This is a genomic window from Streptomyces hundungensis, from assembly GCF_003627815.1.
Lineage (GTDB): Bacteria > Actinomycetota > Actinomycetes > Streptomycetales > Streptomycetaceae > Streptomyces > Streptomyces hundungensis_A.
Window position 1 is genome coordinate 5,001,844 of sequence record NZ_CP032698.1, and the last position, 23,029, is coordinate 5,024,872.

Annotated in this window: 18 protein-coding genes; 9 read left to right on the forward strand and 9 right to left on the reverse strand. The window is 71.2% G+C overall.

Going from position 1 to position 23,029, the window contains the following annotated elements:
• Positions 1-168: 168 nt before the first annotated feature.
• Positions 169-3,633, reverse strand: a complete 3,465-nt coding sequence (locus tag DWB77_RS22275; protein WP_120722927.1) for a S41 family peptidase — start codon at positions 3,631-3,633, stop codon at positions 169-171.
• 223 nt (positions 3,634-3,856) lie between these two features.
• Here DWB77_RS22275 and DWB77_RS22280 point away from each other — a divergent pair, with 223 nt between their 5' ends.
• Both DWB77_RS22280 and DWB77_RS22285 read left to right on the forward strand, forming a co-directional pair.
• Positions 3,857-4,432: a TetR/AcrR family transcriptional regulator gene (locus DWB77_RS22280; RefSeq protein ID WP_120722928.1), complete on the forward strand. Its 576-nt coding sequence runs from the start codon at positions 3,857-3,859 to the stop codon at positions 4,430-4,432.
• Positions 4,433-4,550: 118 nt separating this feature from the next.
• Complete coding sequence (locus tag DWB77_RS22285) at positions 4,551-6,770, forward strand: MMPL family transporter (RefSeq protein WP_120722929.1); 2,220 nt, start codon at positions 4,551-4,553, stop codon at positions 6,768-6,770.
• Between the two features lie 180 nt (positions 6,771-6,950).
• On the opposite strand, the gene DWB77_RS39465 is transcribed toward DWB77_RS22285, so the two are convergent.
• Entirely contained in the window at positions 6,951-7,523 is a 573-nt protein-coding gene (locus DWB77_RS39465; protein ID WP_120722930.1) for an SsgA family sporulation/cell division regulator, read from the reverse strand.
• A gap of 214 nt (positions 7,524-7,737) precedes the next feature.
• On the opposite strand from DWB77_RS39465, the gene DWB77_RS22295 reads away from it, so the two are divergent.
• The 6 genes from DWB77_RS22295 (at position 7,738) to DWB77_RS22320 (ending at position 13,705) form a co-directional block, all read left to right on the forward strand.
• Positions 7,738-8,820 carry an energy-coupling factor ABC transporter permease gene (locus tag DWB77_RS22295; protein ID WP_120722931.1) on the forward strand — a complete coding sequence of 361 codons (1,083 nt, stop codon included), beginning with the start codon at positions 7,738-7,740 and terminating at the stop codon, positions 8,818-8,820.
• Position 8,821: 1 nt separating this feature from the next.
• Positions 8,822-9,583 (forward strand): cobalt ECF transporter T component CbiQ, encoded by a 762-nt coding sequence (cbiQ, locus tag DWB77_RS22300; RefSeq protein WP_120722932.1) that lies wholly within the window; start codon positions 8,822-8,824, stop codon positions 9,581-9,583.
• Between the two features lie 134 nt (positions 9,584-9,717).
• A complete protein-coding gene (locus DWB77_RS22305; protein WP_120722933.1) occupies positions 9,718-10,485 on the forward strand; it encodes an energy-coupling factor ABC transporter ATP-binding protein in 768 nt (255 codons plus the stop codon).
• Between the two features lie 215 nt (positions 10,486-10,700).
• Positions 10,701-11,509, forward strand: a protein-coding gene (locus DWB77_RS22310) for an IS5 family transposase (protein ID WP_246033784.1) whose coding sequence is annotated in 2 segments (ribosomal slippage) — positions 10,701-11,049 and positions 11,049-11,509 — 810 coding nt in all. Because the reading frame shifts where the segments join, the coding sequence is not laid out codon by codon here.
• Between the two features lie 247 nt (positions 11,510-11,756).
• Positions 11,757-12,914: a serine hydrolase domain-containing protein gene (locus DWB77_RS22315; RefSeq protein ID WP_120728102.1), complete on the forward strand. Its 1,158-nt coding sequence runs from the start codon at positions 11,757-11,759 to the stop codon at positions 12,912-12,914.
• Complete coding sequence (locus DWB77_RS22320) at positions 12,911-13,705, forward strand: SDR family NAD(P)-dependent oxidoreductase (protein ID WP_120722934.1); 795 nt, start codon at positions 12,911-12,913, stop codon at positions 13,703-13,705. Before DWB77_RS22315 ends, DWB77_RS22320 begins: the two co-directional genes overlap by 4 nt.
• Positions 13,706-13,708: 3 nt before the next feature.
• On the opposite strand, the gene DWB77_RS22325 is transcribed toward DWB77_RS22320, so the two are convergent.
• The 7 genes from DWB77_RS22325 to DWB77_RS22360 all read right to left on the reverse strand — a co-directional run bounded on the left by DWB77_RS22325 (position 13,709) and on the right by DWB77_RS22360 (position 22,395).
• The gene (locus DWB77_RS22325) at positions 13,709-14,926 is read right to left on the reverse strand and encodes an FAD-dependent oxidoreductase (RefSeq protein ID WP_120722935.1); all 1,218 of its coding nucleotides are present in this window, start codon (positions 14,924-14,926) and stop codon (positions 13,709-13,711) included.
• Between the two features lie 180 nt (positions 14,927-15,106).
• Positions 15,107-16,735, reverse strand: coding sequence for a penicillin-binding transpeptidase domain-containing protein (locus DWB77_RS22330; protein ID WP_120722936.1), 1,629 nt, complete (start codon positions 16,733-16,735; stop codon positions 15,107-15,109).
• A gap of 282 nt (positions 16,736-17,017) precedes the next feature.
• On the reverse strand, positions 17,018-18,283 hold the full coding sequence (locus DWB77_RS22340) for a tyrosine-type recombinase/integrase (protein WP_120722938.1): 1,266 nt from the start codon (positions 18,281-18,283) through the stop codon (positions 17,018-17,020).
• 418 nt (positions 18,284-18,701) lie between these two features.
• Complete coding sequence (locus DWB77_RS22345; RefSeq protein ID WP_120722939.1) at positions 18,702-18,929, reverse strand: helix-turn-helix domain-containing protein; 228 nt, start codon at positions 18,927-18,929, stop codon at positions 18,702-18,704.
• Positions 18,930-19,220: 291 nt separating this feature from the next.
• On the reverse strand, positions 19,221-20,804 hold the full coding sequence (locus tag DWB77_RS22350) for an ATP-binding protein (RefSeq protein WP_120722940.1): 1,584 nt from the start codon (positions 20,802-20,804) through the stop codon (positions 19,221-19,223).
• Positions 20,801-21,487: an HNH endonuclease gene (locus DWB77_RS22355; protein ID WP_246033607.1), complete on the reverse strand. Its 687-nt coding sequence runs from the start codon at positions 21,485-21,487 to the stop codon at positions 20,801-20,803. The genes DWB77_RS22350 and DWB77_RS22355 overlap by 4 nt, the downstream gene beginning before the upstream one ends.
• A complete protein-coding gene (locus DWB77_RS22360) occupies positions 21,484-22,395 on the reverse strand; it encodes a sigma-70 family RNA polymerase sigma factor (RefSeq protein WP_120722942.1) in 912 nt (303 codons plus the stop codon). The genes DWB77_RS22355 and DWB77_RS22360 overlap by 4 nt, the downstream gene beginning before the upstream one ends.
• A gap of 214 nt (positions 22,396-22,609) precedes the next feature.
• Here DWB77_RS22360 and DWB77_RS22365 point away from each other — a divergent pair, with 214 nt between their 5' ends.
• Positions 22,610-22,945 carry a winged helix-turn-helix domain-containing protein gene (locus tag DWB77_RS22365; RefSeq protein ID WP_120722943.1) on the forward strand — a complete coding sequence of 112 codons (336 nt, stop codon included), beginning with the start codon at positions 22,610-22,612 and terminating at the stop codon, positions 22,943-22,945.
• Positions 22,946-23,029: the final 84 nt, after the last annotated feature.

A 23,029-nucleotide genomic window follows, 5' to 3' on the forward strand; every position in this document is an offset into this window, starting at 1 on the left:
GCGCGGGAACTGCGCGACCAGCCACGCACGGTCCGCGGACGAGGACGGGTTTTCAGGGGCGCGAGGAACTGCGCGAGAAGCGACCACGACCCGCGGTCGACAGGGGGTTTTGGGGGCGCGGGGAACTGCGCGACCAGCCACCCACGGTCGGCAGACGACAACGGGTTTTCAGGGGCGCGGGGAACTGCGCGACCAGTGCCCGGGGCCCCGGTTATGGCGTGGGGGGAGGTGGGGGCGTTGGCGGTTGGGGGTGGTGGTGTAGGTGGGTGGGGTCGAGGCGGGGTGCAGGGTCAGGAGGTCCAGGGCCAGCTGGACCGCGTCGTCCAGCTGGGCGTGGCGACCCTCCGCCCAGTCCAGCGGCGTACGCAGAATCTCCAGATCCGGCTCCACCCCGTGGTTCTCCACGGACCACCCGTACTCGTCGAACCACGCCGCGTTCATCGGCACGGTGATGACCGTCCCGTCACCCAGCGTGTGACGGCCCGTCATGCCGACCACCCCGCCCCAGGTCCGCTGGCCCACCACCGGCCCCAGTTTCAGCAGCCGGAACGCCGCGGTGATCATGTCGCCGTCGGACGACGTCGCCTCGTCGGCCAGCGCGACCACCGGCCCCCGGGGCGCGTTGGAGGCGTACGAGACCGCCTGGGCGTTGCGCGTCAGGTCCCAGCCCAGGATGCGCCGGGTCAGTTTCTCCACCACCAGCTCGCTGATGTGGCCGCCCGCGTTGCCCCGTACGTCCACGATGAGGGCGGGACGGCTCACCTCCATGCGCAGGTCCCGGTTGAACTGGGCCCAGCCCGAGCCGCCCATGTCGGGGATGTGCAGATAGCCGCACTTGCCGCCGCTCAACTCCCGTACCACGCCCCGGCGTTTGGCCACCCAGTCCTGGTAGCGCAGGGGGCGTTCGTCGACCAGGGGGACGATCGCGACCCGGCGGGAGCGGCCCTCGCCCCCGGCGGGGCTGAACGTCAGCTCCACCGTCGTGCCGCCCGCGCCCGCGAGGAGGGGGTACGGGCCCGTCACCGGGTCGACGGGGCGGCCGTCCACGTGGGTCAGGGCCGCGCCCTCGCGCAGGCCCGCGCCCGCCAGCGGGGAGCGTGCCTTGGAGTCGGAGGAGTCTCCGGGCAGGATCCGCTGAATGATCCAACTGCCGTTGTGGCACGTCAGGTTGGCGCCGAGCAGACCCTGGGCGCGCTGGTAGTGCGGAGGTCCCTCGTTGCGGCGGGCGGCGGTGACATACGCGTGTGAGGTGCCCAGTTCGCCCAGCACCTCGCGGAGCAGATCGCCGAACTCATCGGGCGTGGCGACCCGTTCGACCAGCGGACGGTACTGCTTCAGGACCGCCGTCCAGTCGATGCCGCACATCCTCGGCTCCCAGAAGTAGGAGCGGATGATGCGGCCCGCCTCGTCGAAGGCCTGGCGCCACTCCAGCGCCGGGTCGACCTCGTGCAGGATGCGGCGCAGGTCCAGATAGACGGTGGAGTCGTTGTCGCCGGGTTCGGTGGCGGGCACCGCGCGCAGCTCGCCCTCGTCCACGACGACAAGACGGCTGGCGTCACCGCTGACCGCGAAGTAGTCGAGGTGGTCGACCAGTTCGGTGCGCCGGGTCTTGGAGATGTTGAAGTGTTCCAGGGTGGGGCGGCCCGAGGTGTCGGCCGGGTTGGCGAAGGTCTCGCCGAGGGCGCCCGAGATGGGCCAGCGCAGCCAGACCAGGCCGCCGCCCGCGACCGGGTACAGGGCCGAGTACTTGGAGGCGGAGACGGGGAACGGGGTGACCCGGTTCTCCAGGCCCTCCACCTCCACCGTCACCGTGCCGTCGCCCGAGTCGTCCAGCGGGTCGAGGCCGCCCGCGGCGGGCCGGCCGTCCGGCGACAGGGCGAACGGGGACGGCGTCGCCGAGTTGAGCGGGACGAGATAGGGGCGGCAGCCCAGCGGGAACGACAGGTCGCCGGTGTGCACGTCGTACACCGGGTCGAAGCCGCGCCAGGACAGGAACGCCAGATAGCGGCCGTCGCTGGTGAACACCGGGTTCTCGTCCTCGAAGCGGCCGTTGGTGACGTCCACGACGGTGCGCGCGCCGGGCCCCGCGATACGGGCCATCTTGATCTGCCGCAGCGAGCGGCCGATCCCCGGGTGCGACCAGGTCAGCCACGCCCCGTCGGGGGAGAAGGCGAGGTCGCGGACCGGGCCGTTGACCGACCGGATCAACTCGGTGACCCGCCCATGCACCCCATCTCCGGTGCCCCGCCCAGGCGCCGCATCCGTCGCACTCGTCGTACCTGTCGTACCTGTCGCATCCGCCGCACTCGCCGAACCCGCTGGGTCCGCCGGGCTCGAACCCGCCGGGTCCGCCGGGTCCGTCCAGCGCGTCGCGCCCGTCGAGGAAACGGCCTCCGACTCCTCGCTCACGTCGATGAGCAGCAGCCGGCCGTCGTGCGCGGCGATCGCCAGGCGTTCGCCGTCCGGGTCGGACACCATCTCCTGCACCCGGCCGAGCTCGCCGGCCGCGAGCCGTCTCGGCGCCCGCGCACCGCTGGCGCGCGGCAGGAAGGCGATCTCGACCGCGTCCTCGCCCTCCGCGTCGGTGATGTAGGCGACCTGGCCGCCGCTGCCCAGCATCTCGGGCAGCCGCACCCGTACCCCCGGGGTGTCGGCGATGGTGCGGGCGGGGCCGTCGCGGTGGGTGAGCCAGTACAGGCTGCCGCGCACCACGACGGCGCTGGCCCGGCCGGTGGTGTCGACGGACAGCGCGTCGATGTGGTTGGCGGCCGGCACCTGGTAGCTGCGCCGCCCCGCGCGCGGCCCGCCGAGCCGTACCTCCAGCTTGCGCGGCACCGAGTCGGGGGTGAGCGCGTCCACGATCCACAGGTCGCCCGCGCACTGGTAGACCACCCGGCGGCCGTCGCTGGAGGCGTGCCGGGCGTAGAAGGCGTCGTGGTCGGTGTGGCGGGTCAGGTCGGAGCCGTCGGGGAGGCAGGAGTACAGGTTGCCGACGCCTTCGTGGTCGGAGAGGAAGGCGATGCGGCCGTCCACGAACATGGGCGCGTCCAGGTGGCCGCCGATGTCGGGGAGCAGCCGTTCACCGTGCAGCCACAGGCGCCCGGTGGCGCCGCCGCGGTAGCGCTTCCAGGCGGCCGGCTCGTGCGGCGGCTTCCCGGTGAGCAGCAGGGTGCGCCGCTCCCCGTCCAGGTCGGCGACGGCGATGTCGGAGACCGGGCCCCAGGGGAGCTTGCCGCCGGGGGAGCCGTCGGTGGGCACGCTGTAGGCCCAGGAGAAGTACGAGAACGGCTGCCCGTGCGAGGAGACGGCGAGGATGTGCCCGTCGGGTGCCCAGCCGCACACCCGGGTGTCGGAGGACCCCCAGTAGGTCAGTCTGCGGGCCGGGCCGCCGCTCACCGGGGCCAGATGGATCTCCGGGTCCAGGCTGCGCCAGGTCGTGTACGCGATGTGGCGTCCGTCGGGCGAGAAGCGCGGGTGGCCGACTTTGGTGCGGTCGACGGTGACCCGCCAGGCACGCGAGGGGCTGTGCCCGGCCGGGACCAGCGGGGCGACCCAGAGGTCGTCCTCGGCGGCGAAGCACAGCAAGTCGTCGTGCAGATGCGGGAACCGGAGGTACGCGGCGTCGTCACTCACCCCCCAATGCTTTCCGCGGGGAGGGGGTGCGGCAACTCGTGGGAACGCTTTATTCCGTTCCGACTTATCCCGTTCCGACACTTGTGGTCGAGAACACAAGCGAAACGGTTCCGTTTCGCTGGCGGCCGAGGTTACCTTCGTACAAGTACGCACAGGCCGTACACAGAGGCTGTTCACACAAGGCCGTACGCGCAAGGCCGTACACACAGGAGAGGAGGTCGACATGGCGGGCAGGCTCACCCCGGAACGCGAGGCGGAGCTCTACGAAGCCGTGCTCGACCTGCTGCGCGAGGTCGGTTACGACGCCCTGACCATGGACGCCGTCGCCGCCCGCACCCGCTCCAGCAAGGCCACCCTCTACCGCCAGTGGGGGAGCAAGCCCGAGCTGGTCGCGCGCGCCCTGCGGCACAACAAGCCGGTCACCCTCGCGGAGATCGACACCGGTTCGCTGCGCGGCGACTTCCAGGCGATGGTCGCCCGCGAGGACGACTGTCAGATGGAGAAGGACTCCGCGCTGATGCGGGGTCTGATGCGGGCCGTCCACGACAACCCCGAGCTCCACAAGGCGCTGCGCGAGGTGCTGATCGAGCCGGAGATCACCGGGCTCGACGCGGTGCTGCGGCGCGCGGTGGCGCGCGGTGAGGTCAGTGTGGACAACCGCGCGCTCCCCTATGTCGTCCACATGCTGGTCGGCGCCTTCGCCGCCCGGCAGTTCATCGAGGACCGCCCGGTCGACAAGGCCTTCCTCGCCGACTACTTCGACGCCGTGGTCCTCCCCGCCCTCGGCGCCCCCGGCTAGGCCTCCCCGCCCGGCCGTTTCCGCAAGCCCCGCCCCACCTGACGCACGCCGCTCTCGTCGTCGGGCTGATTCCCCATGCCCTGCTGGTTCCATACGACTTGACCGGGAGTACGCCCTCGTGGCCACGTTCCTCTACCGCCTAGGCAGGTTCGCCTTCCGGCGCCGCCGCTATGTCGCCCTGGTGTGGGTGGCGCTGCTCGCCCTCGCCGGGTTCGGCGCCGCCTCCGCCACCACCGCCACCTCCTCCTCGTTCTCCATCCCGGGCACCGAGGCGCAGCGCGCCTTCGACCTGCTCAAGGACCGGTTCCCGAACGACACCGCCGACGGGGCGACCGCCCGCGTCGTCTTCAAGGCGCCCGCCGGCCAGAAGATGGCCGACCCCGCCAACAAGGCCGCGGTCGAGAAGACCGTCGCCGGCCTGAAGTCGGGCTCGGACCAGGTCTCCTCGGTCACCGACCCGTTCACCGCGGGCGGCGTCGCGCAGAACGGCCAGGGCTCCATCGCGTACGTCCAGGTGTCGTACAAGGCCAACGCGATGCAGCTCACCGACGACACCCGCGACGCGCTCAAGAAGAGCGGCGAGGCGGCCCAGAAGGCCGGGCTCACCGTGGAGATCGGCGGTGACGCGCTCCAGGCCATGCCGGAGACCGGCTCCGGCGAGATCATCGGTGTGGTCATCGCGGGGCTCGTCCTGGTGATCACCTTCGGTTCGCTGGTGGCGGCGGGGCTGCCGCTGCTCACCGCGATCATCGGGGTCGGCATCGGCGTCTCCACCATCACGGCGCTGGCCAATGTGCTCGACCTCGGCTCCACCACGTCCACGCTCGCGATGATGATCGGGCTCGCGGTCGGCATCGACTACGCACTGTTCATCGTCTCCCGCTTCCGGGCCGAGCTGGCCGAGGGCAGGGAGCGCGAGGACGCGGCGGGCCGGGCCGTGGGCACGGCCGGGTCCGCGGTCGTCTTCGCCGGTCTGACCGTGGTCATCGCGCTTGTGGGTCTCGCCGTCGTCAACATCCCGATGCTCACCAAGATGGGGGTGGCGGCCGCCGGCACCGTCGTCATCGCCGTCCTCATCGCCCTCACCCTCATACCCGCGCTGCTCGGCTTCGCCGGCAAGCGCGTGCTCGGCCGCAAGGCCCGCAAGGCGCACGAGCGGGGCGAGCGCGCCGCCGAGGGCAAGCCCAACATGGGCACCCGCTGGGCGAGTTTCGTGCTGCGCAAGCCGGTGTGGGTGCTGCTGGTCGGCGTCATCGGGCTCGGCGCGATCGCGCTGCCCGCGAGCTCCCTCCAGATGGGCCTCCCGGACGACGGCTCGCAGCCGACCTCCACCACCCAGCGCCGCGCCTACGACACCCTCTCGGAAGGCTTCGGGCCCGGCTTCAACGGCCCGTTCATGGTCGTCGTCGACGGCAAGGGCGCGGCGAACCCGCGCGCCGCCACCGACGCGACGGTCGCCGCGATCAAGAAGCTCCCCGACGTGGGTCCGGTGCTGCCGGCGCACTTCAACACCGAGACCGGCAACGACACGGCGACCATCACGGTCATCCCGAAGTCCAAGCCGTCCTCCACCCAGACCGAGGACCTGGTCCACGCGATCCGGGACGCGGGCTCCACCATCAAGGCCGACACCGGGGCGAAGGTCCTGGTGACCGGGTCGACCGCGATGAACATCGACTTCTCGCAGAAGATGAACGACGCGCTGCTGCCCTACCTGGCGCTCGTCGTCGGACTCGCCTTCCTGCTCCTGATGGTGGTCTTCCGCTCGGTCCTGGTGCCGCTGAAGGCGGCCCTCGGCTTCCTGCTCTCGGTGGTCGCCGCCCTCGGCGCGGTCGTCGCGGTCTTCCAGTGGGGCTGGCTCGGCTCGCTCTTCGGCGTGCAGCAGACCGGCCCGATCATGTCGATGATGCCGATCTTCATGGTGGGCGTGGTCTTCGGCCTCGCGATGGACTACGAGGTCTTCCTGGTCACGCGGATGCGCGAGGCGTACGTCCACGGCGAGCGGCCGGGCCAGGCGATCGTGACCGGGTTCAAGCACGGCGCCCGGGTGGTGACGGCCGCCGCCGTCATCATGATCGCGGTGTTCTCCGGCTTCATCGGCTCCAGCGAGCAAATGATCAAGATGATCGGCTTCGGCCTGGCGATCGCGGTCTTCTTCGACGCGTTCGTCGTCCGGATGGCGATCGTGCCCGCGGTGCTCGCGCTGCTCGGCGCGAAGGCCTGGTGGCTGCCGCGCTGGCTCGACCGGGTGCTGCCCAACGTCGACGTCGAGGGCGAGGGCCTGCGCAAGCAGGACAGCGGCGACGCCGACGGGGACCGCGAGTTGGCGCGGGTCTGACCCCGCCCCCCGAACGCCGGGACCCCACGAACCGAGCGGCCGTGGGTCCCGGCCGGCGCGGGCGGCCTGTGGGGACGGGACCGCCGGCGCCACAAGGCCCCCCGTGCGCCTCGCGCACGGGGGGCCTTCGCATGGGCGGGGCCGGTTCGATGCCGGGGCAGGTTCGATGGGGGGGCCGGTTCAGGCCCGGCGGCCCGCCGGGGTCGCGGCGGGAGCCGCCCGCGCGTCGGTGGCGTAGGTGTGGCGCAGGAAGCGGACCAGGGGCGAGCTGTCGAACTGGACCACCGCGACCCCTTCCGGCGAGTGGAATTCGAGGACCGTCTGGGCCCGGCCGCAGGGCCACACGCTCACATCGCCCCGGCTGGCGGGCGCGCGCAGCCCCGACTCCAGCAGATCGCGCGGGAAGGCCCACTCGTTGCCGCCGGGAAAGGCGAAGCGGACCGCGCCGGAGGCGTCCGCGGGGTCGTAGCGCATGGCCACCGGGACCGGGTTGGAGAGCGGGGCGTCGGTGACGACCCGGGCCCGGGCGTGATCCTCCACGGGCGGGGTGGCGGCGGGGTCGGCTACGGAGCGGGAAGCATCCGGGTCGGCTACGGAGCGGGAGGCAGCGGGGGCCGCCACCGAGCGGGAGGCAGCCGGGTCGGCTACCGAGCGGGAGGCAGCCGGGTCGGCTACCGAGCGGGAGGGGTCGTGGCCCGTGGTCGAGCGTTCGGCGGCGTGGTCCTCGGAGTGGTCCTCGACTGCGGGCGACATCGATCGCTCCTCACGCTGGGTGCTGCTGGTGAATACCGGTTCGAACTATTTGTTATCCAATGTCCCATAATTTTTCGGTAAGCCCCCAGTGAGTCGGCTTGTCAGTTGTCGCTCGGCCGCTTTTGCAAGAGGTTCGCAACAGGGCACTATCATCAAACGGTTCTGCGCACGCCCGCGCAGGGAAGAGGGCGCCACGGGAAATCGGAGTCCACCCATGCACGTACCCGATGGATTCATCAACGCACCTGTATCGGCGGTCACAGGTGTGGTCGCCGCCACGGCCGTCGCCGTCAGCCTGCGCGGAGCGCGGCGCGAACTGGGGGGCGGCTCCCAGGCGCCGGGCGCCGGGAGCGAGAAGACGGCGCCGCTGGCCGGACTGGTCGCCGCGTTCATCTTCGCCGTGCAGATGCTGAACTTCCCCGTCGCCGCCGGCACCAGCGGCCATCTCCTCGGCGGCGCGCTCGCCGCCATCCTCGTCGGGCCGTACACGGGTGTGCTGTGCGTCTCGGTGGTGCTGCTCATGCAGGGCGTCCTGTTCGCCGACGGCGGCCTCACCGCGCTCGGCGTGAACATCACCGACATGGCGATCACCACCACCGTCGTCGCCTACCTCCTCTTCCGCGGGCTGGTCACGGTGCTGCCCCGCAGCCGCCGCTCGGTGACCGCCGCCTCCTTCGTGGCCGCGCTGTTCTCCGTGCCCGCCGCCGCCCTCGTCTTCACCGCGATCTACGCGCTCGGCGGCACCACCGACGTACCGATCACCAAGGTGCTCACCGCGATGGTCGGCGTGCACCTCCTCATCGGCATCGGCGAGGCCGCCATCACCGCGCTCACCGTGGGCGCCGTCCTCGCCGTACGCCCCGACCTCGTGTACGGGGCCCGCGGCCTGACCGCGCCGCTCAAGCTGCGCGTCGGCGGCGAACTCATCGACGCCCCCGCCACCGTGCCCGCCCCGGACGCCGCCCGCGGAGGATCGACGAGGAAGGTGTGGGGCATCGGCATCGTCACCGCCCTGCTGCTCGCCGGCGTCGTGTCCTTCTACGCCTCGGCCAGCCCCGACGGCCTGGAGAAGGTCGCCCACGACAAGGGAATCGACACCAAGACCACCCAGCACGCCGCCTCCGACTCCCCCCTCGCCGACTACTCCGTCAAGGACATCGGGGACGCCCGTCTCGCCGGCGGCCTCGCCGGAGTGATCGGCGTCGGCGCGACGGTGGTCGTGGGCAGCGGAGTGTTCTGGGCGGTGCGCAGGCGCCGTACGAACTCCGCTCCCCACCACACCCCGGAAGCCGTCTGACATGGGAGCGGGCCACTCCCACCGGCTCTACCGGCACGGCCACTCGCCCGTCCACGACCTGCCCCCGCACTGCAAACTCGCGGCGGTGTTCGCGTTCGTGGTCGTGGTGGTGTCCACCCCGCGCGAGGCGATGTGGGCCTTCGCGCTGTACGCCGTGCTGCTCGCCGCCGTGGCGCGCGCGGCCCGCATCCCGGCCGGGTATCTGCTCAAGCGCCTGCTGATCGAGATCCCGTTCGTGGCGTTCGCCGTGCTCATGCCGTTCGTCGTGCCCGGCGAGCAGGTGCACGTCCTCGGCGTCGCGCTCAGCGAGAACGGCCTGTGGGGCGCCTGGAACGTCCTCGCCAAGGGCACCCTCGGCGTCGCCGCCTCCGTGATCCTCGCCTCCACCACCGAACTGCGCGCCCTGCTCCTGGGCCTCCAGCGGCTCCGGCTCCCGCCCCTCCTCGTCCAGATCGCCTCCTTCATGATCCGGTACGGGGACGTCATCACGGACGAGATGCGGCGCATGTCCATCGCCCGCCGCTCCCGCGGCTTCGAGGCCCGCGGGGTGCGCTCCTGGGGCGTCCTCGCGAAGTCCGCGGGAGCGCTCTTCATCCGCTCCTACGAACGCGGTGAACGCGTCCATCTCGCGATGGTCAGCCGGGGGTACGCCGGGTCGATGCCCGTGATCGACGAGGTGACCGCGACGCGCGTGCAGTGGACACGGGCGGTCGCCCTGCCGGGGGCGGCGCTGGTGGTGTGTCTGCTGGGCTGGACCCTGTGAGGCCGCCCGCGGCGCGGTCCGCCGAGCGCGGCCTGCACAACCCGCGGGCTGACGCCCCCTACAACCACCCCGCCCCTTACGCCGACTCCGCCTGCTAAGCCGACTCTCCCCTCCCTACGACCGCTGAGGCCCCCGTGAACGTCGTCCCCTCCCTCGAAGTGTCCGGCCTTGCCTTCGCCTACCCCGACGGCCACCAGGCGCTGTTCGGCGTCGACCTGACGGTGGGACGCGGCGAGCGGGTCGCCGTGCTCGGCCCCAACGGCGCGGGCAAGACGACCCTCGTCCTCCACCTCAACGGCATCCTCGAAGGCGGCGCGGGCTCGGTGACCGTGGCCGGTCTGCCCGTCGCGAGGAAGAACCTCGCCGAGATCCGGCGCCGGGTCGGCATCGTCTTCCAGGACCCCGACGACCAGCTGTTCATGCCGACCGTCCGCGAGGACGTCGCGTTCGGGCCGGCGGCGGCGGGAATGCGGGGGGCGGAGCTGGAGGAACGGGTGATGGGGGCGCTGGCGCAGGTCGGCATGGCGCAGTACGCCGACCGGCCGCCGCACCACCTGTCCTTCGGGCAGCGCCGCCGGGTGGCCGTCGCCACGGTGCTGGCGATGTCGCCGGAAATCCTCGTCCTGGACGAGCCCTCCTCCAACCTGGACCCCGCGTCGCGGCGTGAACTCGCGGACATTTTGCGGGGGTTGGACGTTACGGTGCTCATGGTGACCCATGACCTTCCCTATGCGCTGGAGTTGTGTGGGCGGGCGGTGATTCTCAGTGAGGGGGTCATTGCGGCGGACGGGTCCACGGTGGAGGTCCTGTCCGACGAGGTGCTGATGCGTACGCATCGCCTGGAACTGCCCTTCGGCTTCGACCCGACCCTGGCCGCGTCCACCCTCCCCTCCCACCCCTGACCCCCCCCGACCATGCGCGGACCGTGCCCGCGTCTCGCGCAGTTCCCCGCGCCCCTGAAAACCCGCCTTCGCCTGCGGGCCGCGGGCGGCTGGTCGCGCAGTTCCCCGCGCCCCTTGGCCACTCGGTGCTGGCCAGCACCTCAGCCTGTCCGGCGATTGAGGACGAGCGCCCTTAAGAAGCCATCTCATTTGGGCGACTCGGTATTCTGTGAGTCATGGTGGGGATCGTTGAGCGTCTGGTGCCGGACGAGTTGTGGGAGTTGTTCCAGCGGGTGGTGCCGGAGGCGCCGTCGAGGCCGCAGGGCGGTGGTCGGCGTCGGCACGGGGACCGGGAGGTGCTGGCCGCGATTGTCTTCGTGGCCACGTCGGGTTGTACCTGGCAGCAGCTGCCTTCGGCGTCGTTCGGGCCGTCCGGAGCGACCGCCCACCGGCGGTTCTCGGAGTGGTCGAAGGCCAGAGTGTGGGCCAAGCTCCACCGCCTGGTCCTCGACGAACTCGGCGCCCGCGGCGAACTGGACTGGTCTAGGTGCGCGATCGACTCGGTGAACATGCGGGCCCTGAAAAGGGGGACCTGACGGGTCCGAATCCTGTCGACCGGGGCAAGTACGGCTCGAAGATCCACCTGATCACCGAACGGTCCGGTCTGCCCATATCCGTCGGAATCTCCGGGGCCAACCTGCACGACAGTCAGGCCCTGATCCCGCTCGTGAAGGGCATCCCGCCGATCCGCTCGCGCCGCGGCCCGCGCCGCCGCAAGCCCAGCAAACTCCACGCCGACAAGGGCTACGACTACGCCCACCTGCGGCAATGGTTACGCGAACGCGGCATCACCCACCGCATCGCCCGCAAGGGAGTCGAGTCCTCGCAACGGCTGGGCCGCCACCGCTGGACCGTGGAACGCACCATGGCCTGGCTCGCCGGCTGCCGACGACTCCACCGCCGCTACGAACGCAAGGCCGACCACTTCCTCGCCTTCACCAGCATCGCCTGCACCCTCATCTGCTACCGCCGACTCGCCAAATGAGATGACTTCTAAGGCGCGATACGGGGTCTGGGGCGGAGCCCCAGGGGCTGAACCTTTCAACGCGCTGCACGGGCGGGTGGGTGGGCGAGGTGCCTGGGGGCTGGGGCGGAGCCCCAGGGGGCCGGGCCGTCCAACCCTGCGCCTACGGGTGGGTGGGTGGGGGAGTGCCCCGGCGGGGGGCCGCGGCCTAGGAGGGGGCACCATGGAAGCCGCGTCAGAGGGACGCCGCAGCGATGGGGAGTGGATCGTGGACGTACAGGGCGCCGTGGCCCCGGGCTACGAACCCGTGAAGGACGCCTTCGTGCGGAACTTCACGCACCGGGGCGACCGAGGCGCCGCCGTAGCCGTCTACCGGGACGGGCACAAGGTCGTCGACCTGTGGGCCGGCACCAGGGACGTGGACGGCACCGCCCCCTGGGCCCTGGACACCGCCCAGATCGTCCGCTCGGCCACCAAGGGCGTGGCCGCGGCCGTCCCGCTCCTCCTGCACCAGCGCGGCCGGCTCGACCTGGACGCGCCGGTGTCGACGTACTGGCCCGAGTTCAAGGCGTACGGCAAGGAACGCGTCCTGGTGCGCCACCTGTTGGCGCACCGGGCCGGGGTGCCCGCCCTGGACCGCCCGCTCACCCCCGCCGAGGCCACCGACGCCACCTCGGGCCCGGCGGCCGTCGCCGCCCAGCGCCCGTTCTGGGAGCCCGGCACCGCGCACGGCTACCACGCGCAGACGTACAGCTGGCTCCTCGGCGAGCTGGTGCGGCGCGTCACCGGACGCACCATCGGACGCTGGCTGGCCGAGGAGATAGCGGGCCCGCTCGGCCTGGACTTCTGGCTGGGTGTGCCGGACACCGAGGCGCACCGGGTGGGCCGGGTCGGCCCGGTCGAGGCGCCCGAGGGGGAGGGCGGTCTTCGGCTGCGGCCCAAGCGGAACGTCGCCGAGGCCTATCGCGACCCCGACTCGCTGACCCGGCGCGCGTTCGGGGCGATCGATCCGCTGCCCGACGAGAACGACCCCGCCTACCGCGCCGCCGAGCTCCCCGCCTCCGCGGGCGTCTCCACCGCCCGCGCGCTGGCCCGCTTCTATGCCGCGACGTTCGGCCAAGTCGACGACGTACCAAGGCTGTTCGCGCCCGCGACGCTCACCCTGGCCCGTACCGAGGAGAGCGCGGGACCCGATCGCGTCCTGGTGGTGAACACCCGCTTCGGGCTCGGCTACATGCTGCACGGCCCCGCCTGCCCGCTGCTCGCCCCCGGGTCCTTCGGGCACCCCGGGCGCGGGGGTTCGCTCGGGTTCGCCGACCCCGAGTCGGGGCTCGCGCTCGGCTATGTGACCAACGGCCACCAGAAGGGTGTCACCGCCGATCCGCGCGCCCAGGCCTTGGTGAGGGCACTACGTTCGACCGTATGACGCTTCCTCGGACGGACTCGCACACGGCACGTTTCCAGGGACACACCGCGCTGATCACGGGCGCCGCGCGCGGCATCGGCGCCGCCATCGCGCGCAGGCTGACCGACGAGGGGGCCCGTGTCCTCGTCGCCGACATCGACATGGGGCAGGCCGACGCGACGGCCGCCGCGTTGAAGGGCGCCGTCGCCCGGCACTGCGACGTGTCCGACCGGGCCTCGGTGGAGGCGGCGGTGGCGTTCGCCGTCGAGGAGTTCGGCCGGCTCGACGTCCTGGTCAACAACGCGTACTCCTGCACCCCGGACGCCGAACGCTTCGAGAACGAGGACGACGAGGAGTGGGCGCGCGACCTCGACGTCACCCTCACCGGCGCCTTCCGCTGCGCCCGCGCCGCTCTGCCGCACCTGGCGGCCTCGGGCCGGGGCGCGATCGTCAACATCGGCTCGGTCAACGGCGAGCAGGACTTCGGCAACCACGCCTACAGCGCCGCCAAGGCGGGCCTCGCGTCCCTGACCCGTACGCTCGCCGGGGACGCGGCGCCGCGCGGGGTGCGGGTCAACCTCGTGCACCCCGGCACCATCCGCACCCCCGCCTGGGAGGGCCGTGAGGCCCAGCTGGAGCGGCTGGCCCGGCAGTATCCGATGGGCAGGGTCGGCGAGCCCGAGGACATCGCGGCGGCCGTCGCCTTCCTCGCCTCCGCCGACGCGTCCTGGATCACCGGCACCACCCTGCGGGTCGACGGCGGGGTGATGGCCGTCAACACCGGTTTCCAGCGCAGCTCGCACGAGGCGTGAGGTTCACTCCCCGGCCGTCTTGAACATCGCCCGGCGCAGCCATCCGCTGTGCGCCGCCGTCCGCAGCGCGCCGCGCAGCAGCGTCCGGGCGAGCCGGCTTTCGGTGGTCGCCGCGCGGGTGTCGCGCAGCGACCGGGCGACCGCCTCGAAGCCGTAGACCCGCATCTCCGTCTCGTACGCGCCGACCGCCCGTACGAGGTCGCGGCGGCGGGCGAGGCGGCTGGAGAGCAGGCGGGCGTCGCGCAGGGAGGTGTCGGCGCCGGTGCCGCCGAGCGCCGTCATGGCGTGGGCGGCGTCGCCGAGCAGGGTGATCCGCCCGGGCGGCCACGGTTCGACCGGCTCAAGGGCGCGCATCCGGGACGCCCGGACGGTGCCCGGGTCCGACTCGGCGACCAGGCGGCGCAGCGCCGGATGCCAGTCGGTGAGCCGCTCGGCGACCAGCGCGCACAGCGCCTTGCCGTCGAAGAGTTCCACGTCGTCCGGGCAGGCGAGGGCCTTGACGGCGTACGTCCACACGACGCGGTCGGCGCCCCGGGCGCGCGGTGAGCGCCACACCGCGCTGAACAGGGCGTCCGAGCGGGGGGAGAGGATGGTGTTGGCGCCGGTGGTGAGCGCGGCGGGGAGCTCGGCCTCGCGTGTCGCGGTCAGCTCCAACTGGCCGGTGACGGCGAGGACTTGAGTGTCCACGTGGGTCGCGTGCGGCAGGAGCTGGGTGCGTACTCGGGACTCGGCGCCGTCCGCGCCGACCAGGAGATCACCGTAGGCCGTTGAGCCGTTCGCGAAGTGCGCCGTGACGGTGCCGTCGGGTGCCTGCTCGTAGTGGGTGAACTCCCGCCCCCGCAGCACCAGATGCTCGCCGAGCCCCGTCAGGAGCACCTCGTCCAGGGTGTCGCGGTCCACGAGGTGGGAGGCGTGCTGGGCGGGGCGGTCCTCGGGCGGCCCGGCCAGACGCAATAGCTCCCCCAACTGCTCGGTGCGGTACGCCAGTTGGCCCGCACCGCGCTCGCCGACCGCGGTGAACGCCTCCCACGCCTCGGGCGGCAGGCACTCGTACAGGGCCCGGGCGCCGTGGGGGCCGAGGCGCAGCCGCTGGTCGTGGGGCGCGCGGGCCGCCTCGCGTTCGTACACCGCGAAGCCCAGGCCCGCCTTGCGCAGCCCCTGGGCCAGACAGAGCCCGCCGATGCCGCCGCCGATGATCAGGACGTGCGGTGTGCCGGTCATGGCGCCCCCTTCGTCGAGGCGCAACCTAGCGTCGGGCGGCCCGGTGTCAACCCGTGCGCGGCCCGGCCCGCACCCGCCCGACGGACCGGCCGGGCGCGCGGATCGCGGCCCGGCCCGCGGACGTTTGCCGGGCGCGCGGACGTCTGCCGGGCCCGCGGACCTCTGGCGGGCGCGCGGGTCTCAGCCGGCGCGCAGGACCTGCGCGACGATGGGCCCGGCCGCGTCCCCGCCGTGCCCGCCGGACTGCACCAGGGCCGCGGCCGCCAGGTCGTCGCTGTACGCGGTGAACCAGCTGTCCGACTTGTTCTGCCCGTCCTTCTCGGCAGATCCGGTCTTCGCGCCCTTGGCGCCGCCGACCGCGGACATCGCCTGCGTCGCCGTCCCGTAGGAGGCGGTCGCGGTGATGTGCATCATGTCGCGCAGCTGCGCGGCGACGCCCGAGGGCAGGGGGCCGGCCTGGGCGAGCGCGCGGCCGTCCAGGGACTGCGGCACGATCACCGGCTGGTGGAACTGGCCCGACTTCGCGGTCGCCGCGATCGACGCCATGTCGAGCGGGCTCATCTGCACCTTGCCCTGCCCGATGTAGGCGGCCGCCGTCTCCGCGCCGGCCGAGGCGGGCACGCTGCCGTCGAACGACGGCACGCCGACCTTCCAGTCCTGGCCTATGCCGAAGTAGTCGGCCGCAACGCGCCCCAGCGCCCCGTCGTCGTTCACGTCGTCGACGAGCTTGATGAAGGCGGTGTTGCAGGAGCGGGCGAAGCTCTTGGAGAAGGGCTCGCCGTCCATGGAGAAGTTGTTCAGGTTGTGGAAGGTGACGCCCTGCCAGATCGCGCTGGACGGACACTCGGCCGGCTTGTCGGCGGTGGCCTTGCCCTTCTCGATGAGCATCGCCGCCGTGACGATCTTCATCGTCGAACCCGGGGCGACCCGGCCCTGGAGCGAGGCGGGGAACTTGTCGATCCGGTTGTCCGCGACGGCCCGGATCTCACCGGTGCTGGGCTTCACGGCGACCACCGAGGACTCCCCGAAGCGCTTGACCGCCTTCTCGGCCGCGGCCTGCACATCGGCGTCGAGGGTCGTTTTCAGCTTGCCCGGGGTGCCCTTCTGGAGGGTGAGGAGCGTGCGGGCCGGGGTGGTGTTGTCGCCCTGGATCTGGAGTTCGATGCCCGGGGTGCCGTCGGCCTTGGCGCCGTACTTCTCGCGCAGCCCGTCCAGGATCGCGCCGAGCGAGGGGAACTGCTCCTTGGTCAGCGGGCGGTCCTTGTCGTCGACCGCCTGGATCTCGGGGTTGCGCGCCTGCCCGGTCACCAGGTGCTCGCCCGCCTTCAGCTGCGGATACAGCACTGCGGGCTGCCAGTCGACCAGCGCCTTGTGCGTGGACTGGCCGCGTACGACGGTCAGTTGGGAGGCGTAGGACAGCGGAGCCGTCTTGCCCTCGAAGGAGACGTCGGCCTTGACCGTGTACGGCACGACCGGGCCGTTCGCCGCGCCGGGGGTGACCGTCACGTTGGTGAGGTGCGCCTGGTCGCGGAAGCCGGTCAGCGCGGTCGAGGCGCCCTGCTGGTTGTTGGTCAGGGCGGCCGCCCCGGCCGCGTCGCCCTTGGCCCAGGCGGCGAGGAAGTCGGTGGAGGTCTGCTTGATCTCGTCCTCTGCCGGCGGCCCGGTGCGCGCGGGCGCGCCCTGGGTGTGCGTTCCGCCGAGGCCCTTGTCGCCGCCGCCGCCCACCAGGGCGTAACCCCCGTACGCCACGCCGCCGGCGACCACCACGAACGCTCCGCCCACAATGGCGACCTTCGCTGCACTGCGCATCCCGCAGTTCCCCTCCCCAGGAGTCCCCCGAACCCCTTGAACGTGTTCAACGGGTTACTTGGGGGCGACTCTACGGGACGGGAGTGACAGCGGGGCGCGCAGTTGTCCGAACGGTTACCGGAACGCGACCGGTGTCACACCCAGCTGTCCAGCCACATGCGGCTGCGCCAGGAGTCCAGCGGGATCGGCGTACCGGTGTAGATCGGCCAGAAGTACACGAAGTTCCGGTGAGTCGGGGCCTTGCGGCCCCGACCTGCGGATACTAGTGGATTCCGTGTCGTTTCAGGCGGCTTGGGCCGTGTCAGGGCCGTGATCATGGAGACGGGATGCTTGATACATGCCGTCGACCGCCTTCCGGGTGCGCCCTTCGCTGCTCGGCATGAGGTGGGTGTACGTCCGCAGCGTGAAGCCAGGATCGTTGTGTCCGAGGTACGTGCTCAGAGCCCGAATGTTCTCGCCCGCGTCCAGGAGCACGGACGCGTAGAAGTGCCTGAGGGCGTGCATGCCGTGCTCGCGTGCCGACGCGTACCGTTCGCCCTCATCGGGTTCTGGGATGAGGCCTGCGGCGGCAAGAGAGGGTTTCCACATGAAGTCGTTGAAGTAGCTCACGCGGACGTGCAGGCCTTCTTTGCCGCTGAACAGCAGCCGCTTCGTCACCAGGGGCCCGTCAGGGGTCCGCCAGGGCAGTGTGACCGTGATGGGCTCGAACTCCTTCGAGTGGGCCCGCAGCGCGTCGGCTACCGACACAGGAAGCGGTACGTCACGAACCTTGCCGCCCTTGGGGAGGGCGAACACGTACTTCCCCCGGATGCGCTTGAGTTGCTGGCCGACGGTCACCCAGCCGCCCTCATAGTTCAGCTCATCCTCCGAGAGTCCGAAGATCTCGCCCTGTCGCAGACCGCATCCCGCCCCGGGGTCGATGGCTGCGCGGAACCGTTCGGGGAGAGCTGACCGTACGTTGAAGACCTGCGCGGCAGTCCAGGGGACGATGCGCGGTTTGCCCGGTCGGGGCAGCGTGACCGAACGGGCCCGACAAGGGTTCCGGGGAAGGAGGCCGTCCTCTACGGCTGCGTTAAGCGCGGCGGAGACCGTGCTGACGATGATGCGGCGGTGTGATTCCGCCGGCACCGTGGCTTCGAGCGCGCCGATCCAGTCCCGGATGTGCTCGGGCTTGAACGATCCGATGGGCCGTGAGCCGAGGTGCGGGTACGCGTGCAGCCTCAGACGACGCTCGGCCGCCTCGCGGCTGTTGACTTCTCCCGTGTGGTTCTTCACCCACTTCTCGGCGTACTGTCGGAACGTGGTGCGGGCGGCCTTGGGGTCGATGTACTGGCCGCGTGACATGTCGGCCTCGATGTTGGTCAGCCACTTCTCAGCTAGGCGCTTCTGCCCGTCGCGGAAGCTCTTGGACTTCTCGGTGCCGTCGGGCCCGACGTAGCGGGCGCGATAGCGGAGACCGGTTCCGTGGCGGTCGGTCTTCTCACGGATGGTCTTGCCGGTGGCGTCAGTTTCGGTCCTGTACCAGCGGTCTTGGATATGGCCAGCCATGGGGGCTGACTCCCTTCTCGGTAGTGGTGCGGAGACGTTCCTCAGGGAGGCGGAGACAGGGGCTCCCGGGGCGTTCCTGAGGGGCATTTAGAGGGCTCTGGGAGCGCGCCTCCCTGCCTCCCTGCGTAGCTGTCTGCGCTGGTCAGGCGGAGGGAGGCAAGGCAGGGAGGCGGTGAGGGAGTTCTCCCTGCCTCCCCCGTCCGGCGGGCCGTGCCTCCCTGCCGTTCGTGGTGTCCGCCGGAGCCCGGCGGGGAGGCAGAGACAGAGGTTCCGAAGGCCTTCCAGAGGGGGGTTTCGGGAAGGGCGAGACGGTGCCTCCCCGCCTCCCCAAACCGCCGTTTGTGCTGCTCAGTGCGGGGGATGCGGGCCGGGGAGGCGGTTGGGGAGTTCTCCCCGCCTCCCCCGTCCGTCGGGTGGTTCAGGCCGCGTCGGTGAGGGCGGTCTGTTCGGCGACCCAGCGGGCCACGGCCGTGGGGTCGTAGCGGACGTGCTTGCCGACGCGGAAGCCGGTCGGCCCGACGCGTTTGCGGCGCCACTGGTAGACGGTCTCGACGCTCGGGAGGCTGAACATCACCACGAGGTCTTCCGGGGTGAGGTAGCGGTCCGGGAGGCCGGACCGGAGGGTGTCGCGCGGGTCGCTGGGCATGGCGGTGGTGACTCCTCGTGTCCGTGGCGCGGTATCGGGGGTCGTGCCGGGTGCCGGTCCTAGAGAGTTGGTGTATCCCAGCGTCCGCAGCGTCCTAGCGTCCGCACGCCCGCGTTCGTGCTGCTCAACTCGGGTGCGAGGTGCGGACGCTGGTGCGGAAGCTGCGGACGCTGGACGGCTGTAGCGTCCGCAGCTTCGCCGTGTCCGGGCCGCTAGTGTGCGGCCCGGCTTGGAGGGTTCTCCGGTGGCGTCAGTGCTGGTCGGGGAAGGTTTCGCCGCTCCCGGCGGGGGTCACGTCGGGCCAGAGCGGGTCTGCGGGGGTGTGGACGCTGGCTCGTCTGCGGGGTCGGTGCGGGTGAGGATCAGCAGCTTGTGGCGGTGCCGGTCTCGGCTACGTTGCGTGTCGTCCACCGTGATGCCGATCGACCTCAACAGCGGTGCGAGGCGCTTGAGTCGGCCGCCTGCGCGCGTGGCGTCCTTGGGCCAGCCCGGCGGCCGGGAGCCGCCTGGCGGTGGGAGCTGTTCCAGGAGTTGAGCTGCGGTGCCCTGCCACGTTCCGGCTTCCTCGACCAGCGCGGCCACGGCGTTGCCGAACGGGTCGCCTTCCAACGCGTCGCCTGCGACGTTGGCGGATGTTGCCAGGTAGGAATCCAGAGTCTGCCAGCCCTGCACCTGGTCGACGGCCGCGAGGATGCGGGCGAAGTCTGCCATGCGCGGCATCGAGTCGAGCCGAACCGTCGGCAGAATCGCGAGCACGCACGCGAGCAGCTCGCACAGGGCCCCGAGGATGGCGGGGCGGACCGCCTCGAAGGTGGCGTCCAGTTCTTCCTCGGTGCGGCGCCGGTCTTCCTCGATCAACTGGAGATCGAGCATCAAGAGCCGCTCGGCCAAGTCGCCCGCCAGGGCTCCCGCGTCGATGGTGGTCATCGCCAGCACCCGCCGGAATGAGAGGACCACCACGTCGTCATCGGTGTACAAGGCTCGGTCCACGATCCCGTCGCCCGTGACGGCCTTGCACAGGGTGTCTGAGAGCCACGGCGGAATAGTTGAGATGTTGTCCAGGCACAGCGCCCACGAGTTGAAGGCCTGCGCGGACCACGCCTTGATGTCCCGTGGCTGGCTCCGCTTGGACGCGGGGGACGGGTCGATGAGGTTCACGACCATCTGCGCGGTCTTCGACTTGCCCGTGCCCTGCTCGCCTTTGAAGGTGAGCACCGGGTGCGGGATCGTCGGAATCCACGCCGCGACCAGCCACGCCACCAACTGCCGGAACGTGGACTCATCCATGTTCAACAGGGCGTGCAGCTTGGCCAAGCCGTCCCCGTCTAGTACCGGGGTGGGCATCGGGGCCATGGCTCCGGAGCGTCGGAACAGGGCGGGGGAGCGGGCGACCACGTGCCAGCCGTTGCCCCCGGAGATGGTGACGGCCCGGCCGTCGGCGGTTCCGAGATCGAGGACGATTCGGCCGGCGGGGTCGCCCCCGACCCGCAGATGCACCGGCACCGGGTCGTTGTCTTCTGCGATCCCTTCGAGGACGGTCATCGCGTCCGCGAGTGCGGACTGGGAGGCCACGTCGCCTTTGAAGGTGTCGGCGTAGAGCCGGGCGAGCCGCTGGCGCAGGCCTGCCCGGCCGCGCAGCGGGAGAGCGAGGTTCGGTCCGTCGATGGCGACCGCGTAGGGGCGGCCGTCGCTCGACATGGCGAACGTGTAGCGCTCCCGTGCCAGGGCGACCAGCCGCACGGCGGCCGACGGCTTCTTGCCCCCACCGTCGCCGCCCGGCGCGGGGCTCGGCGTGGTGGCGCCCAGAGAGTTCACGGCGGTGCCGTTGACGGGGCGGGTATGCCCGTTCGCGGGCTTGGTCGTGGGCGTGGTCATGCCGCCTCCTTCAGGGCCGCGCACGGCTCGATCGGGCGGCGTGCGCACAGGCGGGTACGGGTCGACTGGACGACTCGATCGAGAGGCTCGCAGTGCTGGTGAGCACCCGACCGTTCACGATGAACGCCCGACTGTTCACGGTGAACGCCCGACTGTTCACGGTGTTCACGAGGGTGTTCATCCGACTGTTCACGGGTCGGGTCGGCCGACTGCCGGGCGTGAGCGAGCCGGGCCAGCAACAGCCAGTCGACCCGATCGAAGACGCTGGTAGTCGAGTCGCTGAACACCGTGAACGCGTCCGTGAACGGCGGGGTGTTCACGGACGGGCGGGAGCCGACCAGTCGGGGTGTGACGAGGGTCGTCACACAGGTCAGAGCCTCGCGGTCGGCGGCAGCGAGTCGAGTCGGGGGTTGCGTCGGGTCGGTCGACCAGAGCAGCAACAGGGCGAGCGAGAGCGGGAGCCGGTCGGCCTTGCGGGTGTTGCACGGTCGGCAGGCCAACACCAGGTTGCGGGCCGACCAGGTGCGCAACAGGGAGAGCGGGGCGACGTGATCGAGAGTGGCCTCCCGCAGACTCGCGAACGAGCGACGACAGTACGTACACCGCATCCCGTCGCGAGCCGCGAGCTGCGCCTTACGACCTCGTCGGCGTGCGGAGTTCAGGCGGGTTCCCTGACGAGTCACGCCGCCACCGCCATGTCTGAGGCGGTCAGGGCTCGCAGCGCGGACGCGCACGCACCCAGCACGGGCAGGACCCGGTAGCGCGGTACATCCAGGCGCCGGGCCACGTCCGTGATGTTCAGCCCCTGGCCCACGTGCAGCAGCAGGGCCCGGCGGCTCACCTCATCCATCCGCAGCAGGGCCGCGCGCTGAGCGGCGCTCATCCGTGCCAGCTCCTCGCGCTCCCACCGGGGAAGCGACTCCTCCGCCACCGGGTCCGCCGACAACTCGGGGTTGTCGATCTGGATCAGCAGTAGGGCCGTTTCCACGAGCCGGTTGGCCGTCGGGTAGCTGCATCCCATGTGTTCGGCCAGCCGCCGCATGGGCATGTCTTCCAGACGCAGCAGCAGGGCCGAGCGCTCGCGCTCCGGAAGCCTGGCCATCATGGCGTCCAGGTAGGCGGGCAGCGTCGTACGCGCGCACCCGCTCGGCAGCACGGGGCACAGCACGTTGCAGGTCACCGGGTCCGTCCAGTCCACGGGCTTCTCCGAGGTGGACCCACGGCGGAAGTACTGGTGAACCTCCGTCTTGACCCGTCCGAACAGGAAGATCCGGCGCTCATCCTCGCTTAGGTTCTCGGCCGCCATAAGCGGCTTGGTGGTCTCCCTGGCCACGGCCACCCATACGTCCTGCGTGAGGTCTTCGGCCAGTTCACGCGCCTTGGCGCCGCTCATCCCGCAGTTCATCAGCTTGCGAGCCGTGTAGCTCTCCAGACGGCTCCCGCCCCATTCGGCGTACAGCTCAGCCAGCCGCTCCGACTGCTTGGGCGTGAGAGCGATGATCTCGCCCCGCTCAAGCTTCCGCCCACCGGGACCATTGCCCCCGGACGTGATCCGCTCGGCCCTACGTTCCTGCGTGGTTCCAGGCATCATGGAGATACCCCTTCGGGGTCAGGGGAGCGGCTGCTTGCTTGGCGGTAGGAAGCCGCTCCCTGCTCAGCGAGCCCTGGCTTTGGTCAGGGCTTTCGTGCTGATTGCCACCGCGAGAGCGGCGACCATCTATAAACTAGTCTGCACTAGTCTGCGCTAGTTGGCAAGGCTTGCGGAGTAGCGTGCGCTAGTTCGTTCTAGTGGGTACTCTCAGGGCATGACTGTCACAGCGGGCCCGAAGACCAAAGCCGCCCAAGTCGCTGACGCTCTGCGTGAGGACATCAAGAGAATGAAGCCGGGTGACCGACTGCCCACGCAGCAAGACTTGGTAGAACGCTTCGGCTTCGCTGGCCAGACCATCCAGAACGGACTGGCGGTGTTGCGTGCCGAAGGGCTGATCGAGTCGGCGGGGAACCTCGGCAACTTCGTCACGGGCGGCGAAGTGAGGGAAAACGTGCGCGACGACGACATCAAGGAAATCCGCTCCCAGATTCAGGCGTTGGCTGAACGAGTCGCAGCGCTGGAGTCGCGCTCCGAATCAGGTGGTGCGTGATCTGTATCCACCATGGAGCGAACGGAACGTGTGGGGTAGGTGACGGGCCGGGGTCGACTTCGACGCAGGCGGGGACACCACCGG